The organism is Micromonospora sp. NPDC005806, assembly GCF_042871425.1.
Taxonomy (GTDB): domain Bacteria; phylum Actinomycetota; class Actinomycetes; order Mycobacteriales; family Micromonosporaceae; genus Micromonospora.
The window spans coordinates 173,150-197,220 of record NZ_JBIAIL010000001.1; the positions used below are offsets into that span (position 1 = coordinate 173,150).

Annotated in this window: 20 protein-coding genes and 1 pseudogene; 5 read left to right on the top strand and 16 right to left on the bottom strand. The window is 74.0% G+C overall.

Annotation, left to right across the window (positions count from 1 at the left end):
* Positions 1–56: 56 nt before the first annotated feature.
* The 6 genes and pseudogenes from ACFYOS_RS00840 to ACFYOS_RS00865 all read right to left on the bottom strand — a co-directional run bounded on the left by ACFYOS_RS00840 (position 57) and on the right by ACFYOS_RS00865 (position 10,053).
* A complete protein-coding gene (locus ACFYOS_RS00840) occupies positions 57–3,458 on the bottom strand; it encodes an ATP-dependent helicase (protein WP_387134444.1) in 3,402 nt (1,133 codons plus the stop codon).
* Positions 3,455–6,976: an ATP-dependent helicase gene (locus ACFYOS_RS00845; protein ID WP_387134447.1), complete on the bottom strand. Its 3,522-nt coding sequence runs from the start codon at positions 6,974–6,976 to the stop codon at positions 3,455–3,457. Before ACFYOS_RS00845 ends, ACFYOS_RS00840 begins: the two co-directional genes overlap by 4 nt.
* Positions 6,973–8,187, bottom strand: coding sequence for an RNA-guided endonuclease InsQ/TnpB family protein (locus ACFYOS_RS00850; RefSeq protein ID WP_387134449.1), 1,215 nt, complete (start codon positions 8,185–8,187; stop codon positions 6,973–6,975). The genes ACFYOS_RS00845 and ACFYOS_RS00850 overlap by 4 nt, the downstream gene beginning before the upstream one ends.
* Positions 8,188–8,575 (bottom strand): annotated as a pseudogene (gene tnpA / locus ACFYOS_RS00855) (IS200/IS605 family transposase). It abuts the gene before it with no gap.
* Positions 8,576–8,637: 62 nt separating this feature from the next.
* A complete protein-coding gene (locus ACFYOS_RS00860) occupies positions 8,638–9,183 on the bottom strand; it encodes a TIGR00730 family Rossman fold protein (RefSeq protein ID WP_387134451.1) in 546 nt (181 codons plus the stop codon).
* A 3-nt stretch (positions 9,184–9,186) separates the two neighbouring features.
* Positions 9,187–10,053: a TIGR00730 family Rossman fold protein gene (locus ACFYOS_RS00865; protein WP_387134454.1), complete on the bottom strand. Its 867-nt coding sequence runs from the start codon at positions 10,051–10,053 to the stop codon at positions 9,187–9,189.
* 156 nt (positions 10,054–10,209) lie between these two features.
* Between ACFYOS_RS00865 and ACFYOS_RS00870 the strand changes: the two genes are divergently transcribed.
* Positions 10,210–10,371, top strand: a complete 162-nt coding sequence (locus ACFYOS_RS00870; protein ID WP_387134456.1) for a hypothetical protein — start codon at positions 10,210–10,212, stop codon at positions 10,369–10,371.
* 72 nt (positions 10,372–10,443) lie between these two features.
* Here ACFYOS_RS00870 and dapE read toward each other — a convergent pair whose 3' ends face one another.
* Positions 10,444–11,517 carry a succinyl-diaminopimelate desuccinylase gene (gene dapE / locus ACFYOS_RS00875; RefSeq protein ID WP_387134458.1) on the bottom strand — a complete coding sequence of 358 codons (1,074 nt, stop codon included), beginning with the start codon at positions 11,515–11,517 and terminating at the stop codon, positions 10,444–10,446.
* A 24-nt stretch (positions 11,518–11,541) separates the two neighbouring features.
* On the opposite strand from dapE, the gene dapD reads away from it, so the two are divergent.
* Both dapD and ACFYOS_RS00885 read left to right on the top strand, forming a co-directional pair.
* Positions 11,542–12,501, top strand: coding sequence for a 2,3,4,5-tetrahydropyridine-2,6-dicarboxylate N-succinyltransferase (dapD, locus tag ACFYOS_RS00880; protein ID WP_387134461.1), 960 nt, complete (start codon positions 11,542–11,544; stop codon positions 12,499–12,501).
* Between the two features lie 15 nt (positions 12,502–12,516).
* Positions 12,517–13,083: a sugar O-acetyltransferase gene (locus ACFYOS_RS00885; RefSeq protein WP_387134464.1), complete on the top strand. Its 567-nt coding sequence runs from the start codon at positions 12,517–12,519 to the stop codon at positions 13,081–13,083.
* A 33-nt stretch (positions 13,084–13,116) separates the two neighbouring features.
* Here ACFYOS_RS00885 and ACFYOS_RS00890 read toward each other — a convergent pair whose 3' ends face one another.
* Genes ACFYOS_RS00890 through fdxA form a run of 5 tightly spaced genes read right to left on the bottom strand, consistent with a single transcriptional unit; the run spans position 13,117 to position 16,964 of the window.
* Positions 13,117–13,764, bottom strand: coding sequence for a nucleoside/nucleotide kinase family protein (locus ACFYOS_RS00890; RefSeq protein ID WP_387134467.1), 648 nt, complete (start codon positions 13,762–13,764; stop codon positions 13,117–13,119).
* Entirely contained in the window at positions 13,764–14,414 is a 651-nt protein-coding gene (locus ACFYOS_RS00895) for an SIMPL domain-containing protein (RefSeq protein WP_387134469.1), read from the bottom strand. Before ACFYOS_RS00895 ends, ACFYOS_RS00890 begins: the two co-directional genes overlap by 1 nt.
* A 42-nt stretch (positions 14,415–14,456) precedes the next feature.
* Entirely contained in the window at positions 14,457–15,506 is a 1,050-nt protein-coding gene (locus ACFYOS_RS00900) for a prephenate dehydrogenase (protein ID WP_387135224.1), read from the bottom strand.
* A 28-nt stretch (positions 15,507–15,534) separates the two neighbouring features.
* Entirely contained in the window at positions 15,535–16,641 is a 1,107-nt protein-coding gene (dapC, locus tag ACFYOS_RS00905; protein WP_387135227.1) for a succinyldiaminopimelate transaminase, read from the bottom strand.
* On the bottom strand, positions 16,638–16,964 hold the full coding sequence (fdxA, locus tag ACFYOS_RS00910; protein ID WP_089005361.1) for a ferredoxin: 327 nt from the start codon (positions 16,962–16,964) through the stop codon (positions 16,638–16,640). Before fdxA ends, dapC begins: the two co-directional genes overlap by 4 nt.
* Positions 16,965–17,043: 79 nt before the next feature.
* On the opposite strand from fdxA, the gene ACFYOS_RS00915 reads away from it, so the two are divergent.
* Positions 17,044–17,994, top strand: coding sequence for a GNAT family N-acetyltransferase (locus ACFYOS_RS00915; RefSeq protein ID WP_387134472.1), 951 nt, complete (start codon positions 17,044–17,046; stop codon positions 17,992–17,994).
* A 10-nt stretch (positions 17,995–18,004) separates the two neighbouring features.
* Here the strand turns inward: ACFYOS_RS00915 and ACFYOS_RS00920 are convergent, their stop codons facing one another.
* The 3 genes from ACFYOS_RS00920 to mshB all read right to left on the bottom strand — a co-directional run bounded on the left by ACFYOS_RS00920 (position 18,005) and on the right by mshB (position 19,968).
* The gene (locus ACFYOS_RS00920; RefSeq protein ID WP_387134475.1) at positions 18,005–18,469 is read right to left on the bottom strand and encodes a hypothetical protein; all 465 of its coding nucleotides are present in this window, start codon (positions 18,467–18,469) and stop codon (positions 18,005–18,007) included.
* An 84-nt stretch (positions 18,470–18,553) separates the two neighbouring features.
* A complete protein-coding gene (locus tag ACFYOS_RS00925) occupies positions 18,554–19,027 on the bottom strand; it encodes a hypothetical protein (protein WP_387134477.1) in 474 nt (157 codons plus the stop codon).
* 17 nt (positions 19,028–19,044) lie between these two features.
* Positions 19,045–19,968, bottom strand: coding sequence for an N-acetyl-1-D-myo-inositol-2-amino-2-deoxy-alpha-D-glucopyranoside deacetylase (gene mshB, locus ACFYOS_RS00930; protein WP_387134480.1), 924 nt, complete (start codon positions 19,966–19,968; stop codon positions 19,045–19,047).
* An 86-nt stretch (positions 19,969–20,054) separates the two neighbouring features.
* Between mshB and ACFYOS_RS00935 the strand changes: the two genes are divergently transcribed.
* Positions 20,055–22,199 (top strand): prolyl oligopeptidase family serine peptidase, encoded by a 2,145-nt coding sequence (locus ACFYOS_RS00935; RefSeq protein ID WP_387134483.1) that lies wholly within the window; start codon positions 20,055–20,057, stop codon positions 22,197–22,199.
* Between the two features lie 55 nt (positions 22,200–22,254).
* On the opposite strand, the gene ACFYOS_RS00940 is transcribed toward ACFYOS_RS00935, so the two are convergent.
* A complete protein-coding gene (locus ACFYOS_RS00940; RefSeq protein WP_387134486.1) occupies positions 22,255–24,000 on the bottom strand; it encodes an ABC transporter substrate-binding protein in 1,746 nt (581 codons plus the stop codon).
* Positions 24,001–24,071 lie beyond the last annotated feature (71 nt).

The window sequence follows — 24,071 nt, forward strand, 5'->3', positions numbered from 1 at the left end:
ACAATCCGCCAGGCGCACACAGAGTCTCTGGAAACCAAAACTGCAACGCGCCTAACCTACCACGAACTGTGCAACGCCGGGCCGTCCGCCGAAAATTCCGGCACGCCGGCGATCAACGCGGTCAGCCCGTCGGCGTCGAGCAGGTCCGCCGGCCGCACCGTGACCTGGTCCCGGACGTAGTGGAAGGCCGCGCCCACCCGCTCGACCGGCACGCCGGCCAGCTCGGCCCAGGCCAGCCGGTAGACGGCCAGCTGCACGGCCGCCGCGTCGGCCGCCCGCCCGGTGGGCTGCCGGCCGGTCTTCCAGTCGACCACGTCGTACCGGCCGCCGGAGCGGGCGAAGACGGCGTCCATCCGGCCGCGCACCACCACCCCGGCGATCACCGTGGCGAAGGGCACCTCCACCTCCACCGGCACCCGGTCGGCCCACTCGCTGGCCAGGAAGCGCTCCTGCAGTTCGGTGAGCGCCTCGTCCGGGGCGGCGTCGTCGTCCGCCGCGCCGGGCAGCTCGTCCACGTCGAGCAGCCGGTCAGCCCCGAAGCGCTGCTCCAGCCAGGTGTGGAAGGCGGTGCCCCGCCGGGCGTACGGGTTCGGCTCGCTGGGCATCGGGCGGCGCAGCGCCCGCGCCAGGGCCTCCGGGTCGCGGCGCAGCGCCACCAGTTGGGTCACCGACAGGTGCCCGGGCAGCTCCACCTCGACCGCCTCGGCCCCGCGCAGCAGCTCGGCGCGTTCGGCAAGGAGCAGGTCGGCCTCCCGCCGCCACCGGGCCACCTCGGGGTCGTCGTCGGGTCCGGCCGCGGCCAGGGCGTCCTCGCGGCGCGCCGCCCCGGGGTCGGCCAGGCTGCGGCGGACCAGGGCGGCGGCCTCGGCCAGCGCCGGCCGGCGGGCGCCGAGCGGGTCGGCCGGCCACTCGGCCCGGAGCACCACCTCGGTGGTCGGGTTCACCGCGTCACCGGCCGGCTCCGGGGCCCACTCGTCGACCAGGTGCCCGGTCGCGCCGTCCAGGCAGGCGTCGTGCACCTCACGCAGGAAGACCGAGGGGCCGCGGAACTTCTTCGTGCCCTCCCCCCACCAGTAGCCGGAGCAGAGCAGCAGCCGCCGGGGCCGGGTCACCGCCACGTACCCGAGCCGGCGTTCCTCCCGCTCGTCGTGGGCCCGCCAGGCGTCGGTGAAGTCCTCCAGCGCCCGGGCCACCCCGCGCTGGTCCTCGGCCCCGTGAAGGCCCAGCTCGGGCAGCCCGTCGGCGTCACCGCGCAGCGGGAACGGCAGCACGCCCAGGCCGCCCAGCCAGTGGTCGGAGTTGCGGACCGGCCCCGGCCAGACGCCCCGGGTGAGCCCGGCGACCGCCACCACGTCCCACTCCAGACCCTTGGCGGCGTGCGCGGTGAGAATCTGCACCGCGCCCTCCACCACCTCGACCTCACCGGGGGTGAGGCCGCGCTCCTCGTCCTCGGCGGCGGCCAGGTAGGCGAGGAAGCCGGCGAGCGTGGCGCCGGGTGTCTCGCCGCTGAACCGGGCCGCCACGTCGCCGAGCGCGTCGAGGTGGCCGCGGGCCAGGCCGGCGTCGCCGGTGCCGTCCCGGCCGGCCCGGACCGCCACCTCCACGTCCAGGCCGATGGTCCGCTCGATGTCCGCGATCAGCTCGGGCAGGGACTGGTCCAGCCGGTAGCGCAACAGCGCCAGCTCCATCCCGTACGTCCGCAACCGGGCATACCCCTCCGCCGAGTACGCCTGCGCCGGCCCCAGGTCGGCCAGCGCCTCGACCAGGGTCGCCTCGTCGAGCGCATCCACGGTGATCTCCGGCCCGTCCCCGCCGCCCAGCTCCCGGCGGGCCTTCGCGATGGACTTCGCCCGCCGGTGCAGGGCGACCAGGTCGCGCGGACCGATCCGCCAGCGCGCCCCGGTGAGCAGCCGCAGCAGGGCGGCCCCGTCGGTGGGGTCGGCGAGCACCCGCAGCGTGCAGACCACGTCCCGCACCTCGGGGGTGTCCAGCAGGCCGCCGAGCCCGACCACCTCGACGGGCAGGCCCCGGGCGCGCAGCGCGGACTCGATCGCGGGGATCTGGCTGCGCAGCCGGACCAGGACGGCGGTGGTGGGGCGCCGCGGGACCGGGATGTACTCGGGCAGCGCCCCGGGTGCACCGGCCGCGCCCCGCCAGGCGGCGAGGACGCTGTCGGCGATCCACTCCGCCTCGTCGGCGTACGTCTCGAGCAGCGCGCAGTGCACGGTGCCGGCGGCCTGACCGCGGGGGCTGCGGTGCGGGATCGGCTCGCGGACGCTGAGCGCGGCGTGCAGCTCGGGCACCCGCGCGCCGGCGGCCCGCAGCGGCACCGAGAGCGCGTTGGCGACGCCGAGGATCTCGGGCCGGTTGCGCCAGCTGGTGGTGAGGCTGAGCACCCGGGCCGGGGTGCCGTCGGCGCGGGCGAACTCGGCGGGGAACCGGTCCAGCGTGCCGGCGCTGGCGCCCCGCCAGCCGTAGATGGACTGGCAGGGGTCGCCGACGGCGGTGACCGGGTGGCCGCCGCCGAAGAGCGCGTTGAGCAACACCACCTGGGCATGGCTGGTGTCCTGGTACTCGTCGAGCAGCACCACCCGGAACCGGTCCCGCTCGATCACCCCGACGCCGGGGTGGTCCCGGGCCACCCGGGCCGCCCGGGCGAGCTGGTCGGCGAAGTCCATCGCCTCGAAGTCGTCCTTGCGCCGGGCGTACGCCCGGACCAGCGGGAGCAGCTTCAGCCGGGTCTGCTGGAGTTGCAACGCCTTCCGCACGTCGGCGTAGACCCGGCCGGGGCGGGACTGCACGTCGGCGAAGAACCGACCGGTCCAGGCGGCCAGGTCGTCCGGGTCGACCAGGTGCTCGTCCAACTCCCCGGCCAGGGCGAGCACCGCGTCGGTGACGGTGCTCGGCATCCGGTCCACAGCGGACATGTCGCCGTCGTAGTTGCGCACCAGCAGGTCGACCAGCTGCCAGCGGGACGCCTCGGTGAGCAGCCGGGTGGTCGGCTCGTAACCGGCCCGCAGGCCGTGCTCGGTGACGATCCGCCCGGCGTACGAGTGGTAGGTGGAGACGGTCGGCTCGCCCGCGAGGGGATCGTCGTGCGGGTCCCGGCCCTGCCGGCCGAGCCGGCGGATGAGCTGGTCGAGCCGGGTACGCACGCGGTGCGCCAGCTCACCGGCGGCCTTGCGGGTGAAGGTGAGGCCGAGCACCTGCTCGGGCCGGACGTACTGATTGGCGACCAGCCAGACCACCCGGGCGGCCATCGTCTCGGTCTTGCCGGAGCCGGCGCCCGCGACCACCAGCAGCGGCTCGACCGGCGCCGCGATGATCGCCGCCTGTTCCCGGGTGGGGGCCGGCAGCCGGAGCAGCTTCGCCAGCTCGATCGGCGTGTAGCGCGGTCCGGCATCGGCGGCCCGGGGCGCCGGGGTGGCGTTGCTGAACAGGGTCGGCTGGGTCGTCATGTGTGCTCCGTGGGCGGCTCGACGACCTGGCGGCCCTGCCCGGACACCGGGCAGCTCGTGCGGACGGGGCAGACCCGGCACTTCGAGTTGGCGACCGCCGCGAAGGTGGCGGCGGCCATCGTATCGGCGGTGCGCCGGACCAGCGCGGTGGCCCAACCCGCTTCCGGCCCCTCCCCGGCGGCGGCCTGGGACTGCTCCTTGGCGTCCTTGGCGGCGGTGCCGAGCTGCACCAGCGCGGCGCCCCCGGACTCGTCGCCGAAGTCGGCGAAGGCGCCCGCCTCCACCGCCGCCTGGTACGCCCCGAGCTGCGGGTGCTCGGCGACCTCCCGCTCGGTGACCGCGGTGGACTTGCCGGTCTTCAGGTCGATCACCACGAGCCGGCCGTCGGCGTCGACCTCCAGCCGGTCCACCCGGCCGGTCAGCTCGACCGGCCGGTCCGGGTCGTCCAGCCGGACCGCGAACTCGTGCTCGATGGCGAGCAGCCGGCGCGGGTTGCCGGCCAGCCAGCGGAGCAGCTTGTCCACCATGCCCTCGGCGCGGGCGCGTTCCGGGCCGACCATCCAGCGGGCGGCCAGTTCGATCGCGTCGAACCGGGCGGCCACGTACTCCAGCAGGGTGGTCCGGTCGACGCTGGCGTCCTCGGCCAGCATGGCGGCGGCGTGCACCAGGTTGCCGACGCCCTGCGCGGCGCTGGCCGGGGCGCTGCCGCCGTGCCGTTCCAGCAGCCAGCGCAGGCTGCACCGGAGCGCGCTCTCCATCGCCGACGGGGTGACCCGGACCGGCTCGCCCTCGTCGACCAGCGGCCGGTCGTCGGAGAGCCCGCGCAGCCCCCACCAGTCGTCCGGGTGCGCGCCGGGCACCCCGGCGGCGGACAGTCGGGCCAGTTCGCCCGCCGCCGCGCGCCGCCGGGTGGGCGGCGCCGCCGGGTCGGTGACCGCGGTACGCAGCTCCGCCACCAGCGCCGACAGCGTCAGCCCCCGCGGCGGCAGGGTGACCGGGAGTACGCCCGGCGGCCCGTCCTGCGGGTCCTCGCCGGCCGGGGCGGGGCCCTCGGCCGGGCCGCCCGGTCCCGGGCCGGGTCCCACCGGGACGGCTCCCCCGCCGCCGACGGCCGGTGGCTCGGTGGCGCCGAGTTCGTGCAGGAAGCGGCTGGGCTGCTCCTCGTGGTCGTCGCCGCCGACCGCCGCCGAGGCGACCGCGGTGACCAGCAGCCGACGCCGGGCCCGGGAGATCGCGACGTGGAAGAGCCGGCGTTCCTCGTCCAGCAGCGCCGAGGTCTGCCCGACCAGGCTGGCCCGGATGCCGGTGCCGTCGGCCCGCCCGGCGAGCACGTCCACCAGCCGTTCCGAGCCGAGCAGGCTGCCGCGCAGCCGCAGGTCCGGCCAGACGCCCTCCTGCACCCCGGCGACCGCGACCAGGTCCCACTCCAGGCCCTTGGCGGCATGCGCGGTGAGCAGCCGGACGGCCTCGCCCCGGTCGGCGCTGGCGGCCAGGGTGTCCGCCGGCAGGTCCTGGCCGAGCACGTGGTCGAGGAAGACCTCGGTACGCGCACCGGGGAGCCGGTCGGTGAACCGGGCCGCCGCGTCGAAGAGCACCATGACCGCGTCGAGGTCCCGGTCGGCGGCCTCGGCCCGCCAGCGCTGCGCGGTCTCGTGCTCCCCGGTGGCGGCCCGGCCCCGGGTGATCGCCCCGGCCCAGCGTTCGGCCAGGCCACTCTCCTTCCACACCGCCCAGAGCACGTCCTCGGCGGTGGCGCCCGGGGCGGCCGCGGCCTGCCGGGCGGTCGCCAGCAGGTGGGCCACCGCCTGGGCGGGGGCCGCCCAGCGCCGCTCCACGATGGCCAGTTCGGCCGGGTCGCGCAGCGCCTCGACGATCAGCTCGCCGGACGGGCGGCGGTCACCGCCGGCCAGCGCGAGCGCGCGCAGCCCCTGGCGCAGCCGGCGTTCGGCGAGCGGGTCGGCGCCGCCGAGCGGCGAGTGCAGCAGCGCGACCGCCGCCTCCTCGTCCAGCCGGTCCGGTTCCAGGGCGCAGCGGAGCAGGAGCAGCAGCGGTGCCACCCCGGGCTGGAGGTGCAGCGGCAGGTCCTCGCCGTGCACCACGGTCGGCACCCCGGCGGTGTGCAGGGCGCGTTGCAGCGACGGCAGTTGCCGGCCGGTGGACCGGACCAGCACCGCCATCCGCGACCAGGGCACCCCGTCGAGCAGGTGCGCCTCGCGCAGGGCGTGGGCCAGCCAGGCGGACTCGCTGGTGGCCGAGCGGAAGGTGCGCACCTCGACCGTGCCGGGTGGCGCGTCGGGCAGCGGGTGCCGCCGCCGGTGCGCCGCCGGGCCGCGCAGCCGGCGGGCCAGCCGGGCGGTCGCCGCCAGCAGCTCCGGCCCGGCCCGGTACGACGTGGTCAGCACGACCTGCGCGGCCGGCGCCCCGGAGGCGGTGCGGAACCGGTGCGGGAAGGTGGCCACCCCGGCCGGGTCGGCGCCGCGGAACGCGTACGTGGAGGAGTCCGGGTCGGCGAAGGCGACCAGGGGCTTGCCGCCGCCGGCGATGACGGCGAGCAGGTCGAGCTGGGCGGGGTCGGTGTCGGCGAGCTCGTCGACGTAGACGTGGGCCAGCCGGCGGCGCTCGGCCGCCAGCAGCTCGGGGTCGTCGAGCAGCATGCCGGTGGCGGCGCGGACCAGTTCGGCCGGGTCGTACGCGATGGAGCCCCGGTTGCTGACGTCGCGCAGGGCGAGGACGGCGACGTACTCCCGGAGGAAGCGGGCGGCGGCCGGCCAGTCGGCGCGGCCCAGCTTCTCCCCCAGCCGGGCCAGCTCGACCGGGCCGACGCCCCGCTCGGCGGCGCGCATCAGCAGGTCACGGAGCTGCTGGGCGAACGCCCGGGTACGCAACGCGGGCCGCAGGTCCTCCGGCCAGCCGACCGGGTCGTCGCCCGGCTCCTCGCCCACCACGTCGAGCAGCTCGCGGATGATCAGGTCCTGCTCGGGCCCGGTGAGCAGCCGCGGCGACGGCTCGCCCCGCTCGGCGGCGGCCCGGCGGAGCAGTCCGAACGCGTACGCCGGGAAGGTGCGCACCAGCGGCTCGCGGACCACGCGGTGTCCGTCGCCGGCGATCCGCGCCTCGATCCGGTGGCGCAGGTCGGTGGCGCCGCGCCGGCCGAAGGTGAGCACCAGCACGCGTTCCGGGTCGACGCCCTCGGCCACCCGGGCGGCGACCGCCTCGACCAGCGTGCTGGTCTTGCCGGTGCCCGGGCCGCCGACCACCAGCATCGGCCCGTCGGTGTGCGCGACGACCTCGGCCTGCACGGGGTCGGGCCGGCGCGGGTGCGCGGCATCGCCCGCCGACCCCCCGGACCGCGGCTCCACTCCGGCCGGCCCACCGGACCGACCACCCCCCTGCCCCGGCCCGCTGGTGTGGGAGACCCCCGTCCCCGCCCCGCCGGGCCGACGCACCAACCGGTACGCCTGCTTGACTTCCACTGCACGCCTGAAGGCGAGGGATTCGCGAGGCTGAGGCGTGTTCATGCCGCAGGCCTTCGGGATGGTTGGCGCTTCGCAGACTGCCCATCGGCGAGGTCTCCACGCCCTGTCACCGCCAGCCCGGCGGCGAGGATGTTCTTGGCCGCGTTCACGTCGGCGTGGTCCTGGTGCCCGCAGGCGACGCACCGGAAGACCGCTTGGCTCTCGCGGGACTCCCGGGCGACGTGCTTGCAGGCGTTGCAGGTTTGCGACGTGTACGCGGGGTTGACCTTGACGATCTTTGTTCCGTGGTAGCGAGCGGCATGCTCCAACTTCAGCAGGAACCCGCCCCAGCCTTTGGCGAGGATGGCCCGGTTCAGGCCGGCCTTTTGGCGGACCTTGCGGCCAGGCTGCTCGATAGAGCCCCTGGCGCTGGCGGTCATGTTCTTGATCCGCAGGCCCTCGACGGCGACCAGGCCGTGGTCGCGGACGAGCCGCACTGATGCCTGCGCGGCGAAGTCGGCCCGCCGGTTACGGATGCGGGCGTTGAGCCGTGCGAGCTCAGCACGTACCGTGTCGCGGCGGTTCGACCGACGGTTGCGGCCGTGAACGTGCAACGACCGCGACAGGCGTTGCTGCAACCGCTTGAGCCTCGCCACCTCGCCGTGGGTGACGAAGGACCGGTCATGCAGGCCGCCGCCGGAGGCCACACCGACCACCACACCCCGGTCCACGCCGGTCGGCGGTTTTCCGTTCGGGGCCACCTCGGTCACGCCGTCCTCGACGCAGAAGGAGATGTACCAGCGTCCACCGTCGCGGGAGACGGTGGCGTTACGGATGACGCCGCCGAGCGGACGGGTCCAGCGGAACCTGACCGGCCCGAACTTCGGCAGCCGCACCTCGCCCCAACGACGGTTGAGTCGCCGCACGGCAATGTGGCGGGGGTCGGGAAACCGGAACGACGGGGCGGTACGCGTCCTGGACCGCCACCGCACCTTCCACGTGCCATGCGCCTTACACGCCCGTTCCAGGTCCCGCAGGGTCTGCTGCAACGTATGCGAGGGCGCATCGGCCAGCCACGCACAGCCCGGGTCCCTCTTCGCCTCGGCCACCTGCCGAGCCTGCTCCACGTAGCCGATGAACACGCCACGACGGTGGTACTCACGGCGCTGCTCCAACGCCGTGTTCCACACCGCCCGGCACGCTGCGCCGACCTGTTCGGCGTAGCCGGCCTGCTCATCGGTGAACGCGAGCAGGTAGCGCCGCCCGGTCAGCATTCAACGAACTTTCTGCTGCTCAACGTACCGCTTCACCACCGCCGGCAAAGCACCTCCGGTGGGCGCCACAAAGTACGAGTTCGCCCACAAGGTGGGCAGCCGCGAGCGCAGCGACGCGAACTCCTGCCGCAGCACCCCAGACATACGCCCCTTGGCGGCCTTCGACAAGCTTGCGAGTGCCGAACTGCGGATCGACCTCGACCAGCAGGTCCACCTGGCCGGGCATGACATCCACAGCCACCAGCCACGCCCCCTTCTCCTCGACCACCTCGCGGACGAACTGCCCGAGCCGTTCCCCACTCCGAGCGCAAAGCACCCGCCGCGGGCGCTTCTGACACACCACGCTGGGAGTCGCACCGAAAGACCCACGGCTAAGCCAGGGACCGATGCGCTAGGCACGTCGATCACCTCATCCCACCATGCCGGTACGACACCTCACCCCATCCACGGTCAGGCGAGGCGGGAGTCGAGCAGGTCCAGGGCCTCGGGGACGGTGTCCGCCACGAGGAGGAGGTCGAGGCCGGCGGGTTTGAGGAAGTGCTGGGTGGCGAGGGTGCGCAGCCAGTCCAGCAGGGGGCGGTAGAAGCCGTCGGCGTCGACCAGCACCATCGGCTTGCTGTGCAGGGCCAGCGTGGCGGTGGTCCACACCTCGAACAGCTCGTCCAGGGTGCCGAGGCCGCCGGGCAGCGCGACGAACCCGTCCGACTTGTCGATCATCAGGGTCTTGCGGCTGGCCATCCCGTCGGTCACCAGCAGCTCGTCGGAGGCGAGGTCGGCGACCTCCAGGTCGACCAGGGCCTGAGGAATGATGCCGAGGGTGTACCCGCCGGCGCCCCGCGCCCCGTCCGCCACCGCGCCCATCATGCCGACGCAGCCGCCGCCGCTGACCAGGGTGTGCCCGCGCCGGGCCAGCTCCGCGCCGGTCTCGGTCGCCAGGTCCAGCCAGCGCAGGTCCAGCTTTCGGGAGGAGGCGCAGAAAACGCAGATCGCGGCCACCGGTCAGCCCTGCCCCGCCGGGCGCTCGGGCGCGGCCTCGGCGGCGGCCTGCTGGTCGGCGGCGACCCGGGCGACCGCCTCCTCGCGGATCGCCTCCTGCTCGGCGGAGAGGACCGCCTCGGCCTCCACGATGTGCCGGACCGCCTCGTCGACGTCGTCGGTGACGCAGATCAGGTCCAGATCGGTCGGGCCGATCTTGCCGTCGGCGACCATGGCGTCCCGCAGCCAGTCGAGCAGGCCCCGCCAGTAGTCGGCGCCCATCAGCACCACCGGGAAGCGGGTGACCTTGCCGGTCTGCACCAGGGTGAGCGCCTCGAAGAGCTCGTCCATGGTGCCGAAGCCGCCCGGCAGCACCACGAACGCCTGCGCGTACTTGACGAACATGGTCTTGCGGGCGAAGAAGTAGCGGAAGTCGATGGCCAGGTCGACCCAGTCGTTGAGGCCTTGCTCGAACGGCAGCTCGATGCCGAGCCCGACGGAGAGCCCGCCCGCCTCGCTGGCGCCTCGGTTGGTCGCCTCCATCACGCCCGGGCCGCCGCCGGTGATCACCGCGTACCCGGCCCGGGCCAGTGCGCCGCCCAGTTCCTCGGCCATCCGCCACTCGGGGCTGTCCGGCTTGCTGCGGGCCGAACCGAAGACGCTGACCGCGGGCGGCAGGTCGGCCAGGGTGTCGAAGCCCTCGACGAACTCCGACAGGATGCGCAGCGCCCGCCAGGCGTCCTTGGTCTTCCAGTCGCCCCGACCCCGGGAGTCCAGCAGCCGCTGGTCCGCGGTGCTGGTCGGGATGGCCCGGTTGCGCAGCGTCACGGCGCCCCGGTGCCGCTCCGCGCCCGGGCCGCGACCGGGCTGGCGCCCGTTGCTCTGGCTCATGGAGCCACCGTAGTGGAGGCACGCCGGTCGGGTGCGGAGGCCGGCGCGCCGGCGAAATTCTTCGCGATCTTGGGCAACTAATTCGGTCGCTCGTACGTCTTACTATTCACATACGGGGTATGCCCCGGCGCGTGGCCTTCGGGGGAGGAGCAGGCGTTGATCAGCAACACCGAGATGATCCGGATCCGCCGGCAGATGCAGCGGCGGATCCGCGACGTGGTGGCCGAGCGCCGCCGTGCCCGGATGATGGAAGCCCACCAAACCGACCTCACCGGCGAGCCCAGCGAGACGGACTCCTCGCTGACCACGACCGCCTGACGGCCCGCCGGCACGACCTCGGGGGGTCCGCGTCGGTGACGCGGACCCCCCGATCGCATCTTCCGGGCCGGCTCAGGCGGAGGCGAGCCAGCGGTGCAGGGTGGCCGCGCCGTCGCGGATCTTGGTCAGCTCGACGTGCTCGTCCTTGTGGTGGGCCAGGTTCGGGTCGCCGGGGCCGAAGTTCAACGCCGGGATCCCCATGGCCGCGAACCGGGCCACGTCCGTCCAGCCCAGCTTGCCGATCGGCGCGGCACCGACCGCGGCCAGGAACTCCTGAGCCGGCGGGTTGTCCAGGCCCGGGGCCGCACCGGCCGCCGCGTCGGTGATCGCCAGGTCGAAGCCGGCGAAGACCTCGCGCAGGTGCGCCTCGGCCGCCGCCGGGTCGCGGTCCGGGGCGTACCGGTAGTTGACCTCGATCTCGCAGCGGTCCGGGATGACGTTGCCGGCCACCCCGCCGGTGATCCGCACCGCGTTCAGGCCCTCGCGGTAGTCGCAGCCCTCGATGGTCACCCGGCGCGCCTCGTACGCGCCCAGCCGGCGCAGCACCTCACCGGCGCCGTGGATGGCGTTCACCCCGTGCCAGGACCGCGCCGCGTGGGCCCGCTCGCCGTGCGTGGTGACGATCGCCCGCATGGTGCCCTGGCAGCCGGCCTCGACGAGGCCGTACGTCGGCTCCAGCAACACCGCGAAGTCGGCCTGGAGCCACTCCGGGTGGGCCTGGGAGACGAGGGTGAGCCCGTTGTACTGCGACTCGATCTCCTCGGCCTCGTAGCAGAAGTACGTCACGTCGTAACGCGGGTCCGGCAGGGTCACCGCGAGGTGCAGCGCGAAGGCCACCCCGGACTTCATGTCCGAGGTGCCGCAGCCGTACATCAGGTCGCCGCGCATGGTCGACGGGAAGTTGTCGTTGAGCGGGACGGTGTCCAGGTGACCGGCGAGCACCACCCGCTGCGCCCGGCCCAGGTCGGTACGCGCCATCACCGTGTTGCCGTGCCGGAAGGTGGTCAGGTGCGGCACGCCCCGCAGCACCTCCTCGACGCAGTCGGCAATCGCCTTCTCGTTGAGGGAGACGGACTCTATGTCGACCAGCGCGCGGGTGAGCGCCACCGGATCAGCCAAGACCTCGGGGGTCAGCGGGTTCTGCATGTGTCGCACGGTACCGTCATTTTCGTGACGACCGCACAGTCTGCCTGGGGCATCGGCCTGGCCACGATCACCGCTGACGACCAGGTGCTCGACACCTGGTACCCGACCGGCAAGCTGGGACTCGGCGAGCTGCCGCTGGTCCCCGGGGAGGACCAGGCCGACGTGCTCGACCTGCCGCCCGGCGCGATCGGCGAGCGGGCGCTGCCCGGCCTGCGTACGGTCCAGGTGATCACCGTGATCGGCTCGCTGGACGACCCGATCAAGGACGCCGCCGACGCGTACCTCAGGTTGCACCTGCTCTCCCACCGCCTGGTGCGGCCCAACGAGCTCAACCTCGACGGCATCTTCGGCAAGCTGGCCAACGTGGCCTGGACCTCGGCCGGCCCGTGCCCCCCGGAGCGGGTGGACGAGCTGCGCGTCATCGAGCGCGCCGCCGGCCGCCACCTGGCCGTGTACGGGGTGGACAAGTTCCCCCGGATGACCGACTACGTGGTCCCCTCCGGCGTGCGGATCGCCGACGCGGACCGGGTCCGGCTCGGCGCGCACCTGGCCGCCGGCACCACCGTGATGCACGAGGGCTTCGTCAACTTCAACGCCGGCACGTTGGGCACCTCGATGGTCGAGGGGCGGATCGTGCAGGGCGTGGTGGTCGGCGACGGCTCCGACATCGGTGGCGGCGCGTCCATCATGGGCACCCTCTCCGGCGGCGGCACCGAGAAGGTGCGGATCGGCGAGCGGAGCCTGGTCGGCGCGAACGCCGGCATCGGCATCTCGCTCGGCGACGACTGCGTGGTGGAGGCGGGTTGCTACGTCACTGTCGCCTCCAAGATCACTCTGCCGGACGGCCGGGTGGTCAAGGCCCGCGAGCTCTCCGGAGTGGACGGCCTGCTCTTCTGGCGCAACTCGGTGACCGGCGCGCTGGAGGCGAAGCCGCGTACCGGCCGGGGCATCGAGCTGAACGCGGCGCTGCACGCCAATGATTGACGGCGGACGAAACCGATGGCCTCGATGAAGGAACGCATGCTCGCCGGCGAGCTCTACATCGCCGACGACCCCGAGATCATCGCCGACCTGGATCGGGCCGCCCGGCTCACCGAGCGCTTCAACACCAGCTCCGCCGACGACCCGGCGGGACGGCTCGCCGCGCTGCGCGAACTGCTCGGCTCGGTCGGCGAGGACACCTGGGTGCGGCCGCCGTTCTACTGCGACTACGGCTGGCAGACCCACATCGGGCCGCGCAGCTTCGTCAACTTCAACGCGGTCTTCCTCGACGTCGCCCGGATCACCATCGGCGCGGACGTCCAGGTCGGACCGAACGTCCAGCTCCTCACCGCCACCCATCCCGTCGAACCGGAGGCCCGACGAGCCAAGTGGGAGGCGGCGAAGCCGATCACCATCGGCGACAACGTCTGGCTCGGCGGTGGGGCCATCGTGCTGGCCGGCGTCACCATCGGCGAGAACACGGTGGTCGGTGCGGGCGCCGTGGTGACCCGGGACCTTCCCGCCAATGTGGTGGCGCTCGGCAATCCCGCTCGACCGGTACGCACCCTCGAACAGCCCACCTGAGGTGCCAGAACGCTGCCGCTCCGGGCGAGCCCGTCACCCCGGCAGCGGGTCGGTCAGCCGGACCACCAGGTCGGCGTGGTCGGCGGTGGCCGCTACCCGGCGGGCGTTCGCCTCGTCGCTGCCCAGCGCCCAGGCGCGCGCCTGCTCCGGGGTCTTCCCGTACGCCTCGTGCCGGGCCGTCAACCGGCGTATCCGCAGGTCGGCATCGAGGTCCAGGAACCAGACCTCGTGCAGCAGCGTGCGCACCTCCTCCCACGGGTCGTCGCGAAGCAGCAGGTAGTTGCCCTCGGTGACCACCAGCCGGACCTCGGGCGGCACCTCGATCGCCCCGGCTACCGGCTCCTCCAGGTCACGACGGAACAGCGGCGCCCAGACCGAGGTCGGCTCGAGCCGGCGCAGCCGGCGCAGGGTGGAGACGAACCCGTTGACGTCGAAGGTGTCCGGGGCGCCCTTGCGCCCCTCCCGCCCGATCCGGACCAGCGCCGACTGGGCCAGGTGGAAACCGTCCATCGGCACCAGCCGGGCGATCGGCCCCACCTCGGCGACGATCCGCTCGGCCAGGGTGGACTTGCCCGCCCCGGGTGCGCCGGCGATGCCGAGCAGCTGCCGCGGGCCGGCGTCGGCCAGGGCCCGCGCCCGGGCCACCAGCTCGTCGAGGGGGAGCTCCCGCGCCGGCGGCATCAGCCGAGCACCGGCTCACTGATGGTGAACCGGGCCTCGACCGCCGCCTGCACCGGCTGCGGAGACGGGTCCAGCTCCAGCTCGGGCGGGGCGCCACCGGGCCCGCCACCCCGGGCGGCGGCGGCCCGGGCGAACATCGGCGGCGCGGCGGACAGCCCGCTGTCGGACAGCTCCAGCAGCCCGGTGATCCGGGCGCCGAGCGCCTCCGCGTACTCCCGGGCCCGGGCCAGCGCGTCCCCGATGGCGGCGTGCCGCGCCTCCCGGTACGTCGGGCTGTCCGGCCGGAGCGACCACCACGGGCCGGCCACCTCGACCTGGTCCTGGTCGGCCAGGCGGAGCATCAGCTCGCCGAGCGCGGTGAAGTCGCCGACGGTGACGGTCGTGCTGACGCTGCCGCGGTAGGCCACCACCCGCTCACCGGACCGCTTCGTCTCCGGCCACACCCGGAGCTGGCCGGTCTCCCGCCGCTCCACGGTCGGCTCAGCGCGGTCCAGCAGCACCCGGACGGCGGCGGCCCGCTCGGCCAGCCTGGCGAGGGTGGTCTCCCGGCTGCGGTCCCGGGCGGTCGCGGTCACCGTGAAGCGGGCCAGCTCGGGAGCGACCTCCCGGTACGCCTCACCGCGTACCGCCACGACCGGTGCGTCCACCATGCCTCTCACCCTATGACCTGTCCGCGGTGCCCGGCGCCCGGCTCAGGCAGGATCGGGCGGCTGCGGCAGGTGCCCGGTGTAGGTGACGCCACCGGCCGTCATCCGGCAGCCGGTCAGGTGACCACCGGCCGCCCCCAACTGCCGCAGGTAGGCCAGCTCCCCCGCGTGGTCGGCGGTGGCCGGGAACTCGCGCTGGTGGGTGTCGAACGAGCGCTCCGCCAGTGCCGCGCGGGCGGTCCGCCCCTCGTCCAGCCGGGCGGTCAGGGCGGCGGCGTCCCCGGCCCGCAGCGCGGCGGCCAGCTCGTCGAGGACCGCGCGGACGGACGCGAGACCGGTCAGCACGTCGCCCCGGTTGCCGAGCAACATGTTGGCGGTCCGCTGCGCCGGCCCGCCGGCCACCCGGGTGCCGTCGGCGAAGCTCCCGGCGGCGAGGGCGAGCACGGCGTCGCGCAGCGCCGACCGCTGCACCGCCCCGGCCAGCGCACCGGCCAGCAGGTGCGGCACGTGCGAGCTGAGTGCCGCCGCGGCGTCGTGCTCGGGCGCGGACATCGGCACCACCCGGGCCTGGAGCACCTCGATCAGCAGCGCCGCGAGTCGACGGAACGCGGCCATCCCGTTCGGGCCGGGGCAGAGCACCCAGGCGGCCCCGACGAGCAGGCCGGGATCGGCCGCGGCCAGCCCGGCCCGGTCCGCGCCGGCCATCGGGTGACCAGGGACGAACCGGTGCCCGAGCCCCTGCACCGTGGCGGCGGTGGCCACCTCCGCTTTCGTGCTGCCCACGTCGGTGAGCACGCACTCGTCACCGGTGGCGGCGGCCACCCGGGGCAACATCTCGGGCAGGGTGGGCAGCGGACCGCAGAGGAACACCAGGTCCCGGCCGGCCACCGCCTCCTCGACGGTGTCCGGGCACGGTACGCCCCACCGGCGCGCGTGCCCCCGGGTGACCGGATCCGGATCCCAGCCGGCCACGTCCAGCCCGGCGTCCCGCAGCCGCAGCAGCAGCGAGCCGCCGATCAGTCCGGTGCCGACCACCGCGGCGCGGACGCCGACCACCGCGGGGTCGACGCCGGCTGGGCCGCCCCGCTCGGTCACGCCGCCCGTCACCGCCACCGCCCGGGCGTCAGTCACGCAGCCGGTCGGCGACCGCCGCGACGTGCTCGTCGGACTCGGTCAGCGCGGCCCGGACGTGCCGGGCGCCGGCCGGCCCGTAGAAGACGCCGGCGGCGACGAGGATGCCCCGGCGGGCCAGCCAGTCGACCGTGTCCCAGCAGTCCTCGTTTCGGGTCATCCAGAGGTAGAGCCCGGCCTCCGAGTGCTCGACGGTGAAGCCGGCGCCGGTGAACGCGGCGCGCAGCCGCTCCCGCCGGGCCCGGTACCGCTCCCGCTGCTCGTCGGCGTGCGCCTGGTCGCCCAGCGCGGCCACCATCGCCGCCTGCACCGGGGCAGGGACGATCATGCCGGCGTGCTTACGGATCTTGAGCAGCTCGGCCACCAGCGCCGGGTCACCGGCGACGAACCCGGCCCGGTAGCCGGCCAGGTTGGAGCGCTTGGAGAGCGAGTGCACCGCCAGCACGCCCTCGTACGATCCGCCGCAGACGTCGGGCGAGAGGATCGAGACCGGCTCGGCGTCCCAGCCCAGCGGGAGGTAGCACTCGTCGCTGGCGACCACCGCCCCGCGCTCGCGGGCCCAGTCGACCACCTTGCGCAGGTGGGCGGCGGGCAGCACCCGCCCGGTCGGGTTGCCGGGCGAGTTGACCCAGACCAGGCGTACCCGGGGGGTCGGCCCGACCGCGGTCAGCGAGTCGGCGCGCACCGTGGTGGCGCCGACCAGCCGGGCCCCGTCCTCGTAGGTCGGGTAGGCGATGGCGGGCACCACGACCACGTCACCGGGGCCGACGCCGAGCAGCGTGGGCAGCCAGGCGACCAGCTCCTTGGAGCCGATCGTCGGCAGCACGCCGAGCCCGTCGAGGCCCGCGCCGCAGGCCCGGGACACCCAGGCCGCGATGGCGCCGCGCAGCGCGGGGGTGCCCGCGGTCAGCGGGTAGCCCGGCGCGTTCGACGCGTCGGCGAGGGCCTGCCGGATCACCGGAGGCACCGGGTCGACCGGCGTGCCCATCGAGAGGTTGATGAGACCGCCCGGGTGCGCCGCGGCCGTCGCGGCCGCGGCGTCCAGGGTGTCCCAGGTGAAGTCGGGCAGCCGCGACGAGACCGGCGCGGGCCGGTTCAGTGGCCCTCTCCGCGCGGCGGCTGGGCGGCCACGAACGACGCGTCCTTCTCCACCTTGCCGATCTTGGAGGCGCCGCCGGGTGAACCCAGGTCCTCGAAGAACTCGTAGTTCGCCCCGGTGTAGTCCTTCCACTGCTCCGGGACGTCGTCCTCGTAGAAGATCGCTTCGACCGGACAGACCGGCTCACAGGCACCGCAGTCGACGCACTCGTCGGGGTGGATGTAGAGCATCCGGTTGCCCTCGTAGATGCAGTCGACCGGGCACTCCTCGATGCATGCCTTGTCGAGCACATCCACGCACGGCTCGGCGATGATGTAGGTCACCGGTCTTCTCCTCCGCAAGACTCATCGCGATCACCCGCGACGGTAAGAGCCTAGTATCTCGCCGGGGAGGGGGTCGATCGTGCTCCGACAGCAGGATGTGGGACACCGGATCGTGGTCCGCCGGATTGTGGGTATTCGCGAAGGCCGGCCGCTGTTCACCGACGCACTCGGCGAGCTCGTCGAACTGAGCGAGACCCATATCACGCTCGCCACCGAGACGGGCCGGCTCCAGGTCCCGGTCGGCGAGGTGCACCGCGCGAAGCGCGTACCGCCGGCCCGCCGGCCCACCGCCGCCGCGGTGGTCGCCCTCGAGCTGGCCGCCGACGAGGCGTGGCCCGCCCCGGTACGCGAACGGCTCGGCGACTGGCTGCTGCGCAGCGCGGACGGCTGGACCGGCCGGGCCAACTCGGCGCTCCCGGTCGGCGACCCGGACCGCCCGCTGCCCGCCGCGCTCGACGCGGTGCAGCGCTGGTACGCCGAGCACGGCCAGCCAGCCCTGGTGAACACCCCGCTGCCGCTGGCCGCGCCGGTCGGCGCGGAGCTGGAGGCGCGGGGCTGGGACGCTCGACCGCCGGTGCTGGTGCAAACCGTCCCGCTCGGCGCGCTGCTGCCCGGCCGGGCCGACCTGCCGCCGGTCGAGCTGACCACCACCCCGTCGGACGACTGGCTGACCGTCGCCGCCGGACGCAAGGGCGGCCTGCCGGACGCCGCGCGACACGTGCTCACCGCGGTGGAGCGGATCCGCTTCGCCCAGGTCCACCTGGACGGGCGGTTGCTCGCCGTCGGCCGGGGCACGGTGACCGGGCAGGGGCGCTGGCTCGGCCTGACCCTGATCGAGGTGCTGCCCGAGGCCCGCCGGCAGGGGCTGGCCGGCCGGGTGATCCGGTCGCTGGTCGACTGGGGCGTGGCGGAGGGTGCCACGCACGCCTTCCTCCAGGTGGAGCAGCGCAACACCCCCGCCGTGGCCCTCTACCGGGGGCTCGGCTTCACCACCCACCACACGTACCTGACCCGGGTCGCCCCGGCCTGACCGGCACGGGTCAGCGGCGGACGATCTTGCGCGGCTTCGCGGCCTTCAGCTCCGCGTACCGCTTGAGCTGCTGGGAGCGGTAGTCCCGACCCAGCGCGGTCAGGGTCAGGAAGCCCACCAGCACCCCGGCCGCCGTGGCGGCCAGGTAGAGCCAGATCTGCGCGAAGAAGAGCCCGGCGCCCCCGCCGAACGGGTTCTCCCCGACCAGCAGCGGGCCGACGAACACGGTCAACGCCAGGGCCACCGCGACCCCGCCGGCCAGGTCGGCGAGCCAGCGGCCCACCGGACGGTCCCGCCCCCAGCGGAACGCGACCACGGCCAGGATCAGCCCGATCGCCAGGAACATCAGCCACGAGACCCGATCGGCGGCGGCGTCGTCGTTCGGGAAGCCGAACTTGATGACCAGCCGGGCCACCACATTGACCACGAACAGCGCCGCCGCCAGCACGCCGATCGCGCGCCACCGCTCCCTCATCGCACGCCTCCCGCCGTACGCCCGCCCCACGGCAGGCTCCTGGCAGGAATATCTACCACCGCGACCGGTGCCGCGTCTGCACCCTCAGCGAGGCGCGGGCGGCGGCACCACGAGCTGCCGGAAGCCCAGCACCGCGAAGGTGACCGCGCCCGCCACGACCAGCGCGAGGCCGAGCACGTTGTCGCTGGGGAGCGCGAGGTCCCCCTCGGTGGTCCGGGTGCCACCCGCGAGGATCACCACGAACCACGGCAGGGCGGCCAGCGCCACCGCCCACCGGGTCCCGACGGCGGCGTGCGCGAACCAGCCCACCAGCACCGTCAGGACGACCACCGCGGCGAGGCCGCCCAGCGTGGCGGAGAGGCCGACCACCGCCTTCGGCAGGCCACCGGCCCGACCCTTGACCACCTCCCAGGCCCAGGTGGCGAAGAGCAGCTCCAGCACCGCGGCGAGCACGCCCGCCCAGACCGTCACCACGCCGCCGGCGATCCGCAGGGCGAGGTCGAGGGCCCGCCCCGACCGGGCGGGCGCGGCGGGCTGCTGATCGGGGGCGACCGACATCGGTACGGCCGGCAGCGTCACCGGAGGCCGGCCGCCGCGACCGGGGACCGGTCCGGCCCGTCCAGCGCCAGCCCGGCGAAGAGGTCGTCCTCCCAGCCGTACGGGCCGTTGCCCGGGCCCTTCTCGCCGACCGCGAGGGTGAAGTACTCCACGCCCATGAACTCGGCGCCGAAGTTGCCGGCGATCGAGTAGAGCCAGGAGGTGGCCGGGATCTGGGTGGCGTGCGCCCGCATCGCCGCCTCCTTGGCGACGTGCTGGTCGGTGGCGTCGATCCGCGCGGCGATCTCCGGGTCCGGGGTGCCGAAGGGCAGCTCGTCGGCGCTCTCGATGCCGGCGAACGGGTTGTCCGCGGACTCGGTGAAGGCGTCCAGGCCGGCCGCCAGCACGCTGCGCGGCATGGCCGTCCAGTAGACCTTCGCCGGGGCGAACCCCTCGGCGGCGGCCCGTTCGACGGCGCGCATCGCCACCCGGTGCGCCTGGATGTGGTCGGGGTGGCCGTAGAAGCCGTTCGGGTCGTACGTGATCATGACCTGCGGACGGATCTCGCGCATGACCTCCACCAGGTGACCGGCGGCCTCGTCGAGGTCGGCCTGCCAGAAGGCCCGGGGGTGCTCGTTGGTGGCGAGGCCCATCATGCCGGAGTCGCGGTAGCGGCCCGCCCCGCCGAGGAAGCGGTGGTCGGTGACGCCGAGCGCGGCGCAGGCAGCGGCCAGCTCACCGATCCGGTAACCGCCGAGCTGGTCGGCCTCGGCCGCGGCGAGCTGGGCCAGCTCCGGTACGTGGATCTCGCCCTCCTCGCCGAGCGTGCAGGTCACCAGGGTGACGTGGGCGCCGGTGGCGGCGTAGTGGGCCATCGTCGAGCCGGTGCCGATGGACTCGTCGTCGGGATGCGCGTGGACCAGCAGAAGGCGTCGATCGGGCAGGGTCGTCACGACCGTCACTCTATCCGGCGGTCCTGCCTTGCCGACGTTTACGCGTCCGCGCAGGTCGGCCACATCACGCCCGACGCGCGCCTACGATCCGAAGCGTGGACTTTCCCGAGCTGGCCGCCCGTACCCGTCGGTTCAGCCACGGGGCGCCGCGCGCCGTTTCCGTCGCGGACGACGGCTCCCGGGTGATCTTCCTGCGCTCCTCCGGACCGGAGGATCCGGCCGACGCGCTCTGGCTGCTGGACGTCACCTCCGGCGAGGAGCGGCTGGTCGCCGACCCGGCGGTGCTGCTCGGCTCGGACGGCGACGCCACCGCGCTCTCGCCGGGCGAGCGGGCGCTGCGCGAGCGGCTGCGGCTGGCCGCCGCCGGCATCGGCTCGTACGCCCTGGACGCCGCCGGCCGGGTGGCCGCGTTCGCCCTGGCCGGCCGGCTGTTCCGGGCCGACCTGGTGCACGGCGACGTGGTCGAGGTGACCGCGGTCGGCCCGGTGATCGACCCGCGTCCCGATCCCACCGGCGAGCGGCTGGCCTACGTCACCGACGCCGCCGAGGGGGTCCGCCGGGGCCAGTTGCGGGTGGTCGAACCGGACGGCACGGACAACCTCCTCGCCGGCGAGGACAGCGGCGTGACCTGGGGGCTCGCCGAGCACATCGCGGCGGAGGAGTTCCACCGGTTCCGCGGCTACTGGTGGGCGCCGGACGGGCGTTCGGTGCTGGCCGCCCGGGTGGACGAGTCCCGGCTGCCGCACTGGCACCTGCACGACCCGGCCGACCCGGCGAGCCCGCCGACGACCGTCGCGTACCCCCGGGCGGGTGGGCCGAACGCGCAGGTCAGCCTGCACCTGCTCGACCTCGACGGCGGCTGGGTCGACGTGCACTGGGACCGGGAGACCTATCCGTACCTGACCTCGGTCGACTGGGCGGACGGCGGGCCGCTGATCACCGTGCTGCGCCGGTCCCAGCAGCACGGCCTGGTGCTCGCGGTGGATCCGCGGACCGGCGAGACGCAGGTGCACGCCGAGCTGGCCGACCCGCGCTGGGTGGAGCCGATCCCCGGCACCCCGGCGCACCTGCCCGACGGCCGGGTGCTGGTCGGCGGTGAGCTCGCCCACGACGGGTACGACGCTCGCTGCCTGTTCGCCGACGGCACCCTGCTCACCCCGCCGTCGCTCTACGTGCGCCGAGTGGTGGGGCGGCTGCCCGCCGGGCCGAACGCCCCGGCGGAACTGCTGGTGGAGGCGAGCGAGGGGGAGCCGAGCCAGCGCCACCTCTACCGGGTCCGGACGGTGATCGGCGGCGGCGTGGACGCCCGCCGGATGGGCAGCGACCCGGGCTGGCACACCGCGGCGATCGGCGGCGCCACCCTGGTGGTCGGCGTCGCCTCGCTGGAGCACCCGGGTACCCGCTGGCGGGTGTGGCACGGCGACCGCGAGGTGGGCGAGCTGCGCTCGCTGGCCGCGCCCCCGCCGTACGCGCCCCGGCCCACCATGGTCCGGGTGACCGACCGGCGGCTGCCCAGCGCGGTGCTCTACCCGATCGAGCACGTCAAGGGCACGAAGCTACCGGTGCTGCTGGACGTCTACGGCGGGCCGGGGCACCAGGAGGTGATCGCCGCCCGGTCGGCGTGGCTGGAACGGCAGTGGTGGGCCGAGCAGGGCTTCGCGGTGGTGACGATCGACAACCGGGGCACCCCGGGCATCGCCCCGTCGTTCGAGAAGGCGATCCACCGGCGGATGGCGGACGTGATCCTGACCGACCAGGTGGACGCGCTGACCGCGCTCGCCGGCAAGCACCCGGACCTGGACCTGGATCGGGTGGCGGTGCGCGGCTGGTCGTTCGGCGGCTGGCTGGCGGGGCTGGCGTTGCTGCGCCACCCGGAGCTGTTCCGCTGCGCGGTGGTCGGCGCACCGGTCACCGACTGGACGCTGTACGACACCGCGTACACCGAGCGCTACCTGGGCATGCCGGACGACGGGATGGACGTCTACGCCCACCACTCGCTGGTGGAGCTGGCCGCCGAGCCGGTCGGCGACCCGGCGCACGCCCGGCCGATGTTATTGGTGCACGGCCTGGTCGACGACAACGTGCTGGCCGCGCACACGCTGCGCCTCTCGGCGGCGCTGCTGGGCGCCGGCCGGCCGCACGCGGTGCTGCCGCTGACCGGGGCCAGCCACATGGCCGCCGGCGGCGTCGCCGAACGCCTGCTCCGCCTGGAGCTGGACTTCCTCCGCCGGCACCTGTGAGGAGGGGCCCCTTCTCCACGCCTGGCGTCGAGAAGGGGCCCCTGCTTTCAGGCCGTCACTGCTTCACGTAGGCGTTCACGAAGCTGGTCCAGCCGAAGATGCTGCCGATGAAGACGCCGCCGGCCTTCTCGCCGTGGGCGACGGAGACGACCTCGTTGTACAGCGGCACCGCCGGCGCCGATTCCTTCATGAGCCGCTCGTCCAGCTTGCTCCACTCGTCGGCCTGCTTGGCCGGGTCGAGCGCGAGCACCCGGTCGAACTCGGCGTTGATGGCGTCGTTGTTGAGCTGGGACGTGTTGCTGTTGCCCTCGGCCTTGATGTTGCGGCCGTCGAAGAGCACCGGCAGGATCGACGCGCCGCTGGGCCAGTCGGCCGCCCACGAGTCGACCCAGAGGTCCCACGGGTTGCTCTTCTTCTTCACGAAGTCGAGGTAACCGTCCTCCGGGATCGGCTTGACGGTGACGGTGAAGCCGGCCTTCTCCAGGGCGTTCTTGACCTGGGTCGCCGTCTCCTGCGACGGGGTGTCGTCGGAGGTGCCGAGCACCAGGTTCACCGTCTTGCCGGCGAGCAGCGCCTTCGCCTTGTCCGGGTTGCCGCTGTCACCGGCCGGGTACGCGTCGAACTTCTTGTAGCCGAGCGTGGTGGGCGGCAGCAGCGTGGTCAGCGGCACGGCGCCGTACGGGCCGCCGAGGTTCTTGGTGATGCTGCTCCGGTCGATCGCGTAGTTGATCGCCTGCCGCACGGACAGGTCGGTGACCTTGGAGGTGTTGATGCTCAGCCGGTACGCGTTCGGCGTGGCCGCGACGATCATCCGCTCCTTGAGCGCGGCGTCGCCGGTGACCTTGGCGATCAGCTCCGTCGGCACGCCACCGGTGGCGACCGCCGCGGCGTCGTTGCCGGTGCCGGCGAGCACCCGGTTGGTCTGGGTGGCGTTGTCCGCGCCGAACGACCAGATGAACTTGTCCGGGTAGGCGTGCCGCACCGGGTCCGTCGCCGGGTCCCAGTTCGGGTTGCGCTCGAGCACCATCTCCACACCGGGCTGGTGCTTGGTGATCTTGTACGGCCCGGACGAGAACGGCTGCATGTCGAGGTTGACGCCGGTGTCCTTGTCCGGCGGCAGCGGCGCGGTGGCCGGCAGCGACGCGGCGAACGGCAGGTCACAGCGCGGCTTGTCGAACTCGAAGCGCAGCGTGCGGTCGTCCGGCGTGCTGAGGCCCGGCGGGAGCGACGTCTTGTTGGCCTTGAAGTTCCACTTGGTGTCGTACTGCGGGCTGTCGGCCAGCCATTCCTGAAGGTAGGTCGGGCCACCGGTCAGGTCTGGGTCGAACGAGCGGGCGATGCCGTAGGCGATCTCCTTGGAGGTGATCGGCCGGCCGTCCTCGAACTTCACCCCCTGCTTGATCTTGAATTCCCAGACCTTGCAGTCGTTGTTCACGTTCTTGCCGGGGGTCTCGGCCAGGTCGCCGACCAGGGTCACGTTGCCCTTGCCGTCGTCCTTGAAGGTGGTGAGGTAGCGGGCGTAGAGCTGGCTCCCCATCAGGCCGGCGAACGAGTAGACCCGCTGCGGGTCCAGGTGGGAGATCTTGTTCTCCCGCAGGATGTAGAAGGTCCCGCCCTTGGCGGCACCGGGCACCTCCGGTGCCGGGCCCAGCGAGTCCTTGGGGTCGGTCGCGATGGCGCCGGTGCGCGCCTTGTTGGTGTCCACGCCGTTGTCGTTGTCGCCGGTGTTCTTGCTGCATGCACTGAGGGCAACCACCAGTGCCATCGCACCGCCCATGGCGGTGGCGAGTCTTGCTCGCATACTCACTCCTCCGGGTCCGATGAAGGAAAGCTTCGCCTAGCTTTCATCCGCGGTAAATTTCGAGCAGATAA